General features: G+C 42.3%; 13 protein-coding genes. 2 read left to right on the top strand and 11 right to left on the bottom strand.

The genetic code is table 11. The features are described 5' to 3' along the window. Positions 1–12: 12 nt before the first annotated feature. From ACVW2L_RS03470 to ACVW2L_RS03430, 9 genes are all read right to left on the bottom strand, one after another. Entirely contained in the window at positions 13–651 is a 639-nt protein-coding gene (locus tag ACVW2L_RS03470) for a CatB-related O-acetyltransferase (protein ID WP_457126563.1), read from the bottom strand. Next, a complete protein-coding gene (locus ACVW2L_RS03465; protein WP_457126562.1) occupies positions 648–1,949 on the bottom strand; it encodes an ABC transporter ATP-binding protein in 1,302 nt (433 codons plus the stop codon). The genes ACVW2L_RS03470 and ACVW2L_RS03465 overlap by 4 nt, the downstream gene beginning before the upstream one ends. Before the next feature lie 2 nt (positions 1,950–1,951). After that, positions 1,952–2,815: an ABC transporter permease gene (locus tag ACVW2L_RS03460; RefSeq protein ID WP_457126561.1), complete on the bottom strand. Its 864-nt coding sequence runs from the start codon at positions 2,813–2,815 to the stop codon at positions 1,952–1,954. Next, positions 2,812–3,930 (bottom strand): glycosyltransferase family 4 protein, encoded by a 1,119-nt coding sequence (locus tag ACVW2L_RS03455; RefSeq protein WP_457126560.1) that lies wholly within the window; start codon positions 3,928–3,930, stop codon positions 2,812–2,814. Before ACVW2L_RS03455 ends, ACVW2L_RS03460 begins: the two co-directional genes overlap by 4 nt. After that, on the bottom strand, positions 3,923–5,710 hold the full coding sequence (gene asnB / locus ACVW2L_RS03450) for an asparagine synthase (glutamine-hydrolyzing) (RefSeq protein ID WP_457126559.1): 1,788 nt from the start codon (positions 5,708–5,710) through the stop codon (positions 3,923–3,925). The genes ACVW2L_RS03455 and asnB overlap by 8 nt, the downstream gene beginning before the upstream one ends. 96 nt (positions 5,711–5,806) lie before the next feature. Next, the gene (locus tag ACVW2L_RS03445) at positions 5,807–6,319 is read right to left on the bottom strand and encodes a UpxY family transcription antiterminator (RefSeq protein ID WP_457126558.1); all 513 of its coding nucleotides are present in this window, start codon (positions 6,317–6,319) and stop codon (positions 5,807–5,809) included. Positions 6,320–6,322: 3 nt separating this feature from the next. Beyond that, positions 6,323–8,746 (bottom strand): polysaccharide biosynthesis tyrosine autokinase, encoded by a 2,424-nt coding sequence (locus ACVW2L_RS03440; RefSeq protein WP_457126557.1) that lies wholly within the window; start codon positions 8,744–8,746, stop codon positions 6,323–6,325. Next, positions 8,746–9,549 carry a polysaccharide biosynthesis/export family protein gene (locus ACVW2L_RS03435; protein WP_457126556.1) on the bottom strand — a complete coding sequence of 268 codons (804 nt, stop codon included), beginning with the start codon at positions 9,547–9,549 and terminating at the stop codon, positions 8,746–8,748. The genes ACVW2L_RS03440 and ACVW2L_RS03435 overlap by 1 nt, the downstream gene beginning before the upstream one ends. A 221-nt stretch (positions 9,550–9,770) precedes the next feature. Next, on the bottom strand, positions 9,771–10,520 hold the full coding sequence (locus ACVW2L_RS03430; RefSeq protein ID WP_457126555.1) for a glycosyltransferase family 2 protein: 750 nt from the start codon (positions 10,518–10,520) through the stop codon (positions 9,771–9,773). A 361-nt stretch (positions 10,521–10,881) separates the two neighbouring features. On the opposite strand from ACVW2L_RS03430, the gene ACVW2L_RS03425 reads away from it, so the two are divergent. Both ACVW2L_RS03425 and ACVW2L_RS03420 read left to right on the top strand, forming a co-directional pair. Beyond that, complete coding sequence (locus ACVW2L_RS03425; RefSeq protein ID WP_457126554.1) at positions 10,882–11,430, top strand: WcaF family extracellular polysaccharide biosynthesis acetyltransferase; 549 nt, start codon at positions 10,882–10,884, stop codon at positions 11,428–11,430. A gap of 12 nt (positions 11,431–11,442) precedes the next feature. Then, positions 11,443–12,354 carry a cation diffusion facilitator family transporter gene (locus ACVW2L_RS03420; RefSeq protein ID WP_457126553.1) on the top strand — a complete coding sequence of 304 codons (912 nt, stop codon included), beginning with the start codon at positions 11,443–11,445 and terminating at the stop codon, positions 12,352–12,354. Between the two features lie 64 nt (positions 12,355–12,418). Here the strand turns inward: ACVW2L_RS03420 and ACVW2L_RS03415 are convergent, their stop codons facing one another. Both ACVW2L_RS03415 and ACVW2L_RS03410 read right to left on the bottom strand, forming a co-directional pair. Next, positions 12,419–12,952, bottom strand: coding sequence for a DUF5606 family protein (locus ACVW2L_RS03415; RefSeq protein WP_457126552.1), 534 nt, complete (start codon positions 12,950–12,952; stop codon positions 12,419–12,421). A 12-nt stretch (positions 12,953–12,964) separates the two neighbouring features. Next, complete coding sequence (locus tag ACVW2L_RS03410) at positions 12,965–13,426, bottom strand: peptidylprolyl isomerase (RefSeq protein WP_457126551.1); 462 nt, start codon at positions 13,424–13,426, stop codon at positions 12,965–12,967. Between the last annotated feature and the right edge of the window lie 34 nt (positions 13,427–13,460).

Raw genomic sequence — 13,460 nt, 5'->3', positions numbered from 1 at the left:
ATAGTACCGCTGTTATGAATCTGTAGCAGACCTTTGATCTTCTTCCTCAAGTTTCTTTACTATTAATAGCGCTTCTTCTTTATCGTAGGTCCACCATTGTGAAGCGAGAATCTTTTTTATCTTCTCTTCGGAAAAACGATATTTTAAAACTTTGGCTGGCACTCCGCCTACAACAGCATATGGCGGAACGTCACGGTTTACAAACGCGTTCGCGCCTACAACGCATCCTATACCCAACGTAACTCCTCTTCTGATCGTAACACCAGAACCGATCCAAACATCGTGTTCAATGCAACAATCAAGTTGGGTAAGCTCTTCATAACCCATATTAGTGATGAACGAACTTGTTGATATAAGATCCAGCCGGTGTTCGCCATGGCCAATATTGACGTTATTTGCTATGGAAGTATATCTGCCTATTTTTGTTTTAGAGATGAACGTATTTATGCCAATATAACTATAGCTATCAACACTACTGTTTTGACAAATCCATGAACCATTCATTACCGTAATGTGGTGCCCCACTAATGCCTCTTGCGCCACATAGGTAGACCGGATATCATTATTTAAGTTAATATCATTTTGTGCTGATTCATTTTGTTTTGATACAGTCCTGGTTTTTAACTTAAATATTTTTACCAATCGCTTCATTTGCTATCACTGGTCTTTGCCCAAACCGGTGTTAAAAACAGTAGTCCGGCTGATTTGGGCAGGCTGCGTCCTGTTAACTTCCCACCATCTATCACCTCAAACGAAATACAATCCTCCAAATAATCATATATTTCTGTACTCGATGTATCACCCGCGTAAAGGCTTAAATAATAGGTTCCCGGATAAAATCTGATATCGTCCAGTTTAACACGGTAGGAACTATACCGGTCGCCCGTTGCAGACACACCGAATCCTGAATCCTGATCGATCATATTGGCAATTTTGATGCCGTCTACCGTTTTTAATTCTATGGATGTACGAATCAATGACTGGTTTGGATTATTGAACTGCAGGGTAAATGAGATATACAATTCGTTGCCGATAGAAAATATACGGTTCCGTTCCGTTTGATTTTGATTGGTAAGCGATACTTCTGTAAACCGTACCTTGCCGTTGCCCAGCCGCTTGATGTTTGTTGTTTGAAGGTCTGTATAAGGCGCAGATACAATATCGGTTTTAAGATAATGATCTACCGCCTTATTCACGGGGGAGTTCATGGTCAGCATGCCGTTCTCTAATAGAACCCCCCGGTTACACAGTTGGTTTATAGCACCCATATTATGGCTAACGAATATAACTGTCCGGCCCTCGCCTTTGCTTACATCCTTCATTTTGCCCAGGCATTTTTTTTGAAATTCCGCGTCGCCCACGGCTAACACCTCGTCGATAATCATAATTTCTGATTCCAAATGAGCAGCCACCGCAAAAGCCAGGCGCACATACATGCCCGACGAGTAACGTTTAACAGGTGTATCTATATATCGCTCTACACCTGCAAAGTCCAGTATCTCATCAAATTGGCGTTTTATCTCCGCTTTGCGCATGCCAAGTATCGCGCCATTCAGATAAATATTTTCCCGGCCGCTCAGGTCCGGGTGAAAACCGGTGCCAACCTCCAGCAAGCTCGCAATTCGGCCCTTTATCTTAACCGATCCGGTGGTAGGTGCCGTTACCCGGCTGAGTATCTTTAACAAAGTGCTTTTTCCCGCTCCGTTACGCCCGATTATCCCGATCGCATCCCCCTGTTCAACATTGAAACTTATATCATTCAAACTCCAAACCACATCACTGGTGCCCTTCTCTGCCCGGTTGTTAACCTCTCCTATCTTTAAAAATGGGTCTTCTTTTCCGCGTAGTTTAGCCCATGACCGTTCCAGATCACGTGACAGCGTCCCCGTGCCAATATTACCTAATTGATAGGCTTTTGAAAGATGGTCTATTTTTATTGCTGTAGACATGGTTATACGGTATCAATAAAATTGCGTTCCACCCTGTTAAATATGATGATGCCTATTAACAAGATCACCATGGTTGAGACGGCAGTAACCAATAGCGAAGTCATCGTAAAGGTACCTCTCCCCAAAAAACCATACCTGAATGATTCAATGATCGCGGTCATTGGATTGTATTCTACCAGCCATTGGTATTTAGGATATTTTACCTTCACTGTAGACAGTGGATAAATTACCGTAGTAAGGTACATTATTAGTTGCACACCAAAGCCGATGAGGAAAGACAGGTCTCTGTATTTGGTTGTCATTGCCGATATGATCATACCCAAACCAAGCCCCAACATGGCCATTAATACTAATAGTGCCGGGAACAATAGCAAATATGCATTGGGGTGAAATGCGTTGCCTTTTAAAGCGAAATAAGCCATCATCGAGATAAAGAGCAGCATCTGCACACCGAAGCGTATCAGATTAGAGACAACGATACTTAAAGGAACGATCAGTCTCGGAAAATAAACCTTTCCGAACAGCCCCGCATTGGCCGTAAAAACAGATGAGGTTTTTAACAGGCAATCGGCAAAATAATTCCAGGCGGTAATACCCGCCAGATAAAATAAAGGTTGCGGCAGGCCATCGGTAGAAATGTCGGCAAGCCCGCCAAATACAAAAGTGTAAATAACTGTCGTAAAAAGCGGTTGGATAAAAAACCACAGCGGGCCAAGTACAGTTTGCTTATAAAAAGATACAAAATCACGCCGCACCAGCAATAACAAAAGATCGCGGTAGTGCCATATCTCTTTTATCTTCAGATCAAACCAATGGTTTTCTGGAGTCAGCTCTATGTCCCATTCTTCATCCGGTTGCATATTCATTCTGTTAACATTGTTTTAAGGCGTTGCCGGTATTGGCTTTCGCTGAAATACGAAAGGCATTTTTGTTGCAGTTGTTGGCGCTCTATGGCTGTAAGCGGCTGTTCCAATTGTTCAATAATTGCTGACTGCAGCTCGGTTGCATCATCAGCATTAACAGCCCTGCCCAATTCCCCGCCGCGTATAGCATCAATGCTGCCGTCGGCATCACCGCATATTACAGGCAGACCGCAGGCCATTGCTTCTATAAACACAATACCAAAACCTTCCTTTTTGCTAGGTAATACAAACAGATCGGCAAGCAAAAAATGATCAGCGAGCTCTTCATCCGGAATAAAGCCGGTTAAAATGATATGGTCGGCCAGGTCATAATGCTTAATCAGCTTTTGTATCCTTGCTTGCTCCGGCGCATCATATTTTCCAGACAGTATGTATTTAATATCGGGGTATCTGTTTTTAATAGCACTCACCGCCTCAATAACACGTTCATAACCTTTGTATTGCTCGGTAGAAGCCAAACGGGTCAAGGTAAAAATAACAGGTTGACGCTGGTTTAAATGATACCTATCAAGCAAATAAGCGGGTTTTAATATTTCGGCCGGCAATTTTATTAATGGGTCAACCATATTGTTTAACACCACGCATAGGTCTGGCGGCGTTTGATGCCGCAAAATCATTTGTTCTCTGGTGAAATTACTAACGCATATAATTTTATCGCAACGCTGTAAAAAATATCGCTTTATTGGCGAAAGCGGTCGCCATACTTCAATGCCATGCGCAATAAGCCATACTTTGCAAGATGGATTGATTGTTTTTATTATTAGGCCAATAACAGCAAGGTTAATATGACTAAAAATAAATACATCGGCCTTTGTAGCCATGCTGATTGACCGCATTGAAAAAAACCTGCGATTAGCGCCAAATCCTCTGAAGCAGGAAGGGTCAAGATAGTGCGAGAAAATATCCGTCTGCTTATCGTAAACCGACCAAAGCTCGAAATTACAGGCACCTTTCCCCAATATTTGCGACAAAGAATAAGCCAACGCCCTGCACATTTTTTGAATGCCACCCGTAGCGCTAAAAGTTTCTAATGTGAAGAGAAGCACTTTTTTAGACATGATCTCTTATTTGATAGAGCGCAAAAGCCTTTGACCAGTGGACACGATTTGCCTTAAATTTTCTTATCGTGTTTTTAGCGATCGCGCCTTTATAAAAACTGTCCTCGCTAATTGTAGGATAGTTACTCATCCATTGCTGAAGCGGGAAGGAAAAACCCATTTTGCGTCTGTTCCAAACCTGCTCGGGCAATAAGTCGCCATAACTTTCAACCAGCAGGCTTTTTGGCTGCCGGGCGTCAAATCGGATCTCGGGCGACAGACTCTCAACCAGGTCCGTAAAATCTTCATCCAGAAAAGGTACGCGCACCTCTAACCCATGGCTCATGCTCATTACGTCGGTATCCCGCAGTAATTGGTTTTGCATGTAATAGTTTACTTCTAACCACGAGGCGTACACAGAAGTATTCATATCCTTCGCCCTTGCAGGTACAGCATCAAATAAAATGTTCTTTATTTCCCCGGTGCCTGCATCCAGTATTCGGGCTATCTCTTCCGAAGAAAAAAAACCGCGTAGCGAAAGGAAATCAGCGGCTGCGGAATCGTGATTTAAAAAACTTAATTTTTTGTAAGAATCGGGCAGGAGGCTATTAAAACCAGATAATATCTGTAAAGGCAGTTGCCTCATTCGTTGTAAATATTTTATCCGGCCGAAAGATGGATAACCGCCAAAATATTCGTCGGCCCCTATGCCTGATAACACCGCTTTAAGGCCGTTTTCATGAGCATACTTACTAATAAACCAGCTATTTATACCATCGGTGGTCGGTACATCCATGGCAGACATAACCTGCGGAAAAAAAGCTTCAAAATCCTGCTGTGTAACCATGTGCAGGCAATTGTCTATACCGGTCTTCTGCAGTATAAGCTGCTGAAAAGCCCGTTCGTCATACGCTTTTTCATCGAAGCAAATGGAAACCGATTTAAGCGAATGCTTCTTTTGCCGGCTCGCCAATAAAGTAATAAGACTTGAATCGACACCGCCACTAAGGAACACACCCAACGGGGCGTCGGCAATCAACTGTCTTTGTATACTTAGATCCATTGCGCTTTTCACCAGTTCCCTGGCCTCTGCCGGGTCTTTTATCTCTGGTAATAAGCGCCGTTTGGGGTAAGCAGCTATGGTATAGTTGTCTTTGCTATGATCCCAACATAAATAATGACCTTTAGGGAGACTGAATACATGTTTTAGTTGTGTGTAGGGTTCAGGCAAATGGCCAAAAGCCAGAAACCTTGCCGTCCAGTTGGGGTCTGTATCTACGGCTATACCTGCAGCAACAAAGGCTCTGGTTTCTGATGCGAAGCTCAACTGGCTGCCTTTAACGCAATAGTAGAGTGGTTTTATGGCTGCTGTATCACGAACCAGATAGGTATGGCCCTTTATCGAATCGAATAAAGCAAAGGCAAACATACCCCTGAGCCTTGAAAAACCGGCTGTACCCCATTGTAGATACACGGCAAGAATAACCTCTGTATCGGTCTGTGTTACAAAGCGGTAACCCAGCTTGGCCACTTCTGCGCGAAGTTCGCGGTAGTTGTAGATCTCACCGTTAAACGTTAACCATGTTTGCTGCTGCACGTCAGACATGGGCTGGTGGCCGCTGGCGTTCAGTTCTATAATTGCCAGGCGACGATGCCCAAAAACCAATCGTTGCGCGTCATTGTAATAAATGCCCTCATCATCCGGTCCTCCAGGTTCAAGTGCCCGGCACATCAAAGCCACGCGCTTCTTTAACTCACTATAGGTCAGCCTTTTGTCAATTATACCCGCAATCCTGCACATTTCCTAAAGTATTGGCAAAGCAAAGCCTGGTAAGTCACATAAATTAAATGCAACTTACTGATTTACAAAGATTTAAATCCTGTAACACGCTATTATCTATAACCTTCCGATATAGGATGCCGCCATATGGATAATGATGGAACATCCTATACTCTCCAGCCTTACAATGATCTTTTTTTGTAATCGCTGGCCCACTACCTCGCCATGCAATCCTTTTAAAGGGCCAGCCTTAACCACTATTTTTTCCCCGGGCAACAAAGCTCCGGTAGTGATCTCCAACTCGCACGGGCTGGCCATTAATAATTTTAACGACTCGATCTGGCGTTGGGGCATGGATGCAATTTCACCCGAAAAATAAATAAACCGTGCTACACCTTTTGTATTTAATATATTATGCTTGTCTTGTTCCCCGATCTGAACAAACAAATACGAGCGGATAAGTGGCTCCTCTACCCATTTTTTACGGTCGCTCCATTGCTTTAACTGACGCTGAAGTGGTAAGTAAACTTCTATCCCTTTATTTATTAATGCTTCAGCTACTTTTTTTTCCGCCCTGGCTTTTGTACAAACAGGATACCATTTCAATTCAATCTCATTCAATTCAGCCATGCTTTACTTGAACCACAGTTTATCCCACCATTTTTTGCTTTCGTTCTCTACATAATAACCAGAGCTTTCGTATCCGTTATAATCTGAATAATAGTAATATTTGCTATCAGGGTCACCTGAAAACTTAGTGGTATAATACCTGGAATGTAAAAGGTTTTGTTTATAAGCATTCAAAATGATCAGGGTATTATCCAGCTGATATTCGTGGGCAATACGCTGAGGAACCGTTGCTGCATAATATTTTGATTTACCGGCACGGATGACAAAGAGATTAACATCGCAAGCCCGGATCAAAGGAATGGCGTCGGAAACCAACCCGATCGGCGCTGTATCTATCATGACAATTTCGTAAATAGTCTTCAGTTTTTCAATAAGTTCAACCATTCTGGCGGAGTGCAATAATTCTGAAGGATTAGGCGGCACGGGGCCTGAGACTATCACATCCAGATTTTGCTGTGAAGTAGGAAGGATGATCTCCTCCATCTCGCATTGCCTGGCCAGATAACTACTTAAACCCACAGAATTATCGGCGCCGAATGTTTTATGCATTTTTGATCTGCGTAGGTCACCGGCAATCAAAATTACCCTTTTATCTATCAATCCGAGGGTACTGGAAAGATTAATAGCAACGAAAGATTTCCCTTCGCCTGCGATCTCCGAGGTGATGCAGATAACTTTAGACGTTTTCTCCGAGGCCAGAAAGCTCAAATTGGTGCGGACAGAACGCACTGATTCCGCAAAAACAGATTTGGGATGACTCAGCGCCAGTACCTGCGAACTGTATTCGTCTATAGCTTCAGGATATTTTTTTATCACACCAATTATTGGCACGGAGGTAAGGCTTTCAATTGTTTCCTTGTCAAAGATATATGGATTTAAAACCCGGGTTAGTATGATCAGCCCCACACCTATCGCCAAACCCATCACCTCTGCCATTCGTTTCACGCTACCTTCATCGGGCGCAATGGGGTTCATGTTCGGCTGGGCAAAATCAATGATTGTTGCACCAGGCAAAATACCCGCGGTTGTGATCTGTGCACCAAGCTTTTTCTCTGAAAGTAAAGAATATACTTTGTTATTGATCTCGAAATCGCGTTGCAGACCGACTAATTCGCGTTGCGCAGAGGGCAATTGGGCTATTTGGCTATTTACCGGCGTAAGCTGGTTTTGCAAAAATCTGATCTTGTTTTCAATTAAACTATGGGTAGCATTAATGCTATTGATCAGATCATTTTTTATTTGAAGGATGCGCTGATCTATATCTCTGATAAAAGCGGAATTTACGGTATATGTTTTTGTGGCCACCTTTCTTTCAGCAATCAGATTATTAAGATTGGTTATTGCGGTGTTGGCCTGGTTCTGTTCAACTGTACCTAAATTAAAATTGGGCAGCGGGGCATCGGTAACGCGGGCAACCTCGCTTTTGAGCTGATCAAGCGCGACCATGTCAATTTTAAGTAATGATGTCTGAGATTCTAAAACGTTTGCCTTTTCCATCATTCGCTCTGAATTAGAAGTCACGTTTAAAATTTTGTCGCGGTCAGGCTTCCGCATTCTTGAGGTATCCGGCCTCTTTAGTTCCGCCGCCAGAAACTCAAGCTGACTATCAATAAAACGGATCATTTGCGATGCTGACTGGGTTCTTTGGCCCACATCGTAAAGTAGATATTGCTTCATGATGGCATTTAGAATGTCAGCTGCAAATATCGGATTGGCATCCGATTCGGTCAGAGATATGATATTCGAATTTTTTGCGGTCTCTGCTGCACGCAAGCCCCCCCTCACCCTGCCGTAGAAGTCTTCGGGCGCGTTAAGCTTGAAAAGAATAACCGAATTAAGTGGAAGGTCTTTTGAATGCTTAATACTGAATGATGTAGGCCCGATGGTGAATGGTTCGTCATAACGTTGCCGGCTAACGTTCTCCTTACCGGCTTCCTGGTAAGTAACGCTGAAATAAACGTTATTGATAGCTTTAAAAGTAATCAGGTCATGGTAAAAATTCAGGCTGTCAAATTTTATCAGGTCAATCTGTAAGGGCTTTTGGGGATAGAGCTCATTAGTACGCCCCAGTACCCGCCCAACCACATAAAAGCTTATCCGGAAATCTAATTGCTTTACGGCATTGGTGATCAGCGCCATACTTTGCAACACGATGGTTTCGCTCTGTATTTTTGACACGCTGTTACGATCTGTTGTGCCTGGAACATTTATCAAGTCGGCTATCTCAGATTTCTTCTCTTCAAACTTGAGGGTTGAGCCCGTGGCGTAGGTCTTGGGCATATACCACAAATAAAGCAATGCTATCCCATAACAAACCGCTACAGAACCGGCAACGAGGTACCATCTACTCCAAACAACCTTTAAGATTTTGATGTAGTCAATTTCCTGATTAGGCAGTTTAGGCTGCGGTTTTTTTATTTCTTCCATTAGCGGCGAATCAGCGTATAAAGAATTAAAGCTGCGTTAATAATCAATAGGAAGGGTTGAAGGTTAGACGATGAAAAGTTTTGGAAATTTGCACTTTTTGCCGCACGTTTATTAAGGGAGATATAAACGATATCTCCATTCTGTAATATCGCTTTAGGATCATTGATGGCTTGTATATCAGTCATGTCAACAATGGTTACCTTCGGGTTTTTCTGCGTCCCTCTTATTATCTGTATATTTGTTGCATCAGCTCTTTCCGTGAGTCCGCCGGCAGCGCCTATCATTTCTGTCAGACTCATATGTTCCTTAGTCAGGCGGAAACTCCCCTGGGCTTTCGCTTCACCAAAAATTATAACCTGAAGGCTGGTTATCTTAAGCTCAATAATTGGGTCTGTAAATACATTTTTTCGATAAGCCTGATCAACCAGTTTTTCCGCTTGCTGCCGCGTATAGCCGGCAACTTTTATTTTACCTATGGCTGGCAGCAGCACCATACCGTCATCACCTACCTGGAAAGTTTGAAGGTCCGCAGGCGCGGTACCCGATCCAGTGCCCTTAAGCCCTACTGAACTTGTATTGATATTATTGAGCAGTATTTCACCACTCTGTAAATTCCTTACCTGAATAATATCCTGGGCTTTGATCTTGTAATTTTCCAGGCTGTCCACTTGTATATAAGCGTTGTCTTTAAAATTATTCGCCGCTTGAAAAAGAGGTTGATATTGCACTTGAGAGCAGGCAGAAAAAAGTATGCAGTAACCGGCTAATATGATTATGTTGAAATAATTTTTTTGGAAACTCATCTAACTTTGTTAAAAACAACAACTCCAAATTTAACATTTTTGCGGGTATTCGGTTAAATTTTTTATCTGTCGCGTGGTAGCAATGGTCTATCCTAACTCCGGGGCATAATTAGGCCCGCATCCATTGCTGTGGCAAACCCAAACCTATGTAAAATCGTTAAAATAAAGTCTACGTCCGCAGTATCGTAGTCAACCATCTGAGGCATAAAAAGCAAAGTGATTTATAAGATATATTGAAGAATTTTACGAAACGGTTTACACAAAATAGCGAAGGCCGGAAATAAAACCCCGTTATTGCGCATTGCCTTATAGTCAAAATGCCAGGCTCTGATACGGTTTGCCGGGTTTTTATTACTTACTCCGCCAACACTCATTTTAACCATCGTTTTTTTTAATATTGCCACCTTTATATGATGGAAATGAATAAACCTAAGCATTAACTCATAATCTGCCGCAGTGCCGTAGCGAATGTCATAATTACCCAACCGATCAAAAACAGATTTACGACAATAGAAGGTGGGATGAGGAGGCATCCAGCCGAAATTAAACAAACCCGGCCTATACGCCTTAGAACGCCATTTTCGAATAACTGTGCCATCCTGCCTAACGTAATCCAGATCACCATACAATGCATCGATCTGAGGATCAGCAAATACTTCTGCCACATCGCTCATAACCTTATCATCGGCCAAATAATCATCAGCATTCAATATCCCAATAACGTCTCCAGTCGCTAAGGCAATTCCCTTGTTCATTGCGTCGTATATACCTTTATCGGGTTCAGAAACTAAAATTTCTACATTACTTTTATAGCCACTTATGATTTTCAGTGTCCCGTCGGAAGAATTCCCGTCAATAATGATGTATTGAAGCCGCGAATGATCCTGACTAACTACCGACCGGATACAACGCTCAATGGTTTTCTCTGCATTGTAAGCAACGGTAATTAATGATATAGTTATATCCTGCATTCTTATAAAAAAGAGGCTAAGTTATAGCGGCATTTTCTTTTATTTTTGGCGTAACTGTAAAAACCGCCTCGCATTATATACACATATTTCATGTTTTCTGTCGCTTTACTTACATCTACTTTCATAAAAAAGATAATGTTGACACGCCCTCGACTGCAATTACTAAGGTGGGCTAATATAGGTAAACAATTATAATTTAAGAAGAGGCGTTCTGCTGATAACGTACGCAGCAAAAGCTTATGTGGGCAGTAAATCAGATCTTGGTAAATAGGGTAATCTCCGCTAAATCTAATTGAACAGGCGCTGGTTATAGGGTTCAGGTTAATTGCGTACTTTTGGGTACAGAGACGATAAAAAAAGCATGCAAAAAATAGAACTTTCTGCTTATAACAATTCGCCCTATCATCCGGGGGGTAATATGCTAAAACGACTTGTTTGGTACTATGTTAATGCGATAGTATTTAAAAGCAGTCTCTTCCCTTTCTACGGGATTAAGAATGTTATACTTCGGCTTTTTGGAGCGCAAGTTGGCAAAGGAGTTGAAATAAAGCCTTGCGTAAATATAAAATATCCGTGGCTGCTTACCATAGGCCACCACGTTTGGATTGGCGAAGAGGTTTGGATTGACAATCTGGTAATGGTTACCATAGGCTCTAACGTATGTTTATCGCAAGGGGCGCTTTTACTAACCGGCAGTCATAATTATAAAAAGCATACCTTTAATTTGATAACCGGCAATATTGCCCTTGAAGATGGAGTTTGGATAGGTGCAAAAGCAATTATAAATCAAGGAGTTACAATTGCATCGCACGCGGTACTAACAAGTGGATCCGTAGCAACAAAAAACCTTGAACTTTACAGCGTTTACCAAGGTAACCCGGCGGCGAAGGTAAGAGACCGCGTGTTATAAATTTGTTTTTCTATGAGCCACGATCATTCTCATCATCACCATGACCATACCCCAAAGCTTGACCATATTAATAAGGCTTTTATTTGGGGCATAGTACTTAATTCTCTCTTTGTGATAGTGGAGGCTGCAGCAGGCTTTATAACCGGCTCACTTTCACTGTTAACTGACGCGGGCCATAATTTAAGTGATGTTGCCAGTTTAGCATTGGCACTGCTTGCCTTTAAAATGGCTAAGATTGGCGCCACCAAGTTGTATACTTACGGTTATAAAAGAGCTACAATTTTAGTGTCGTTTTTTAACGCTTTTATTTTGGTCGCAACGGTTTTGGTGATTTTCTATGAGGCCATTGTTCGGCTTATGCACCCGGAACCAATTTCGGGAGAAGCAATGGTATGGGTTGCCCTGATAGGAATAGCCATAAACGGATTTACTGCATGGCTGTTTATAAAAGATAAAGATAAGGACCTTAATATCAAAGGTGCCTACATGCATATGGCTGTTGATGCAATGGTATCATTAGGTGTGGTGATATCAGGAATTATAATATGGATTACAGGCCTTTGGTGGATTGACAGCGTTGTGAGTATAATAATAGGCATAGTAATTTTGCGTGGAACCTGGGGGCTGTTTAAGGATAGCCTGAGATTAGAAATGGACGGCGTACCGCGCGACATAGACCTGGAAAAGGTAAAAGTAGAACTGCTTAAAAACACCAATATAGTTGATGTGCACCATATGCATGTTTGGGCAATAAGCACAACGCAGAATGCGCTAACCGCCCATGTAGTGGTATCGAAAGACAGTTTACATACATTTGATGCGATAAAACATGATCTGCGGCACCGGTTGCAACACTTGAATATAAGTCACAGCACTTTTGAGCCTGAGTTTGTCGATGAAAAATGCCACGAGCAGGACTGCTGATATTTACTACCCATAACAAAAAAGCCTCCGAACTATCGGAGGCTTTTTGTCAAGTATGTTTTAACTACGCTTTTTTTGCAGCAGCTTTCTTAGCTTTTGGTGCTTTTTCTCCCTCAGGCGTATCGGCTTTAGCTGTTACAGGAGTTTCTGCTACAGCAGATACCTCTGCAACCGGAGTTTCTTCTGTTACTGCCTCTTCAGCAACCGGTTGCTGAGCCGCCTCGTTAAACAACGGCAGATCTTTAAGTATATAGTACCAGGTAATGATCTTTTTTATATCGGAAGAATAAACCCGTTCTTCATCATGGTCTGGCGCAACTTCCCTGAAAAAAACCCTTAAGGTTTTTCCGTCAGCCTTCGCTTCCGGCACTTTAGCGGCGCTTTTAATTCGCTCAAAAATATCGGTTAGCTTAATATCGTCATTGTCACCAAAAACGGTTATCTCATCCAAAGCAGCCATTTTAGCTGTTGAAAGGTTAGCCACCATCTTGGTTTTTTGCGCATCAAGGCTTTCCAAAATAAAACCAGTTTTATTTTGCACTAAAGCCTTCCATAACCCCGGCTTACCTGATACCGCTACAATTGCCTGTAAATTCATATGCTTAGAATACTATTCTTCTGTGATTTCAATACTGGTTATTTTATCTCCCTGCCTAAGGTCGTCTACCACATCAACATTCTCAATAACCTTACCAAAGCAAGTGTGGTTTCTGTCTAAGTGAGCAGTATTATTACGGCTGTGGCAAATAAAGAATTGTGAACCGCCTGTATTACGGCCGGCATGTGCCATTGACAGTACACCACGATCATGATGTTGCAGTTCTCCGGTAAGCTCGCAATCTATATGATAACCCGGGCCGCCGCTGCCTGCTTTATAGGCGGTTGCAGCATCCTTAGAGAACGGGCATCCACCTTGCACCATAAAGTTTGGAATAACACGGTGAAAAGATAATCCGTTGTAAAATCCTTCTTTCGCAAGTTTTTTAAAATTTGCTACTGTGTTAGGGGCGTCAGTATCGTAAAACTCAACTGTCATATCGCCTTTTTCAGTTTTTATAATTGCTTTGCTCATAGTATGATGTTAGCTTTTTCTTTATTTTTAATGG

The organism is Mucilaginibacter sp. HD30, from assembly GCF_054061755.1.
The sequence above is the reverse complement of the archived record's forward strand: the minus strand, read 5'-3'. Positions and strand labels throughout refer to the sequence as shown.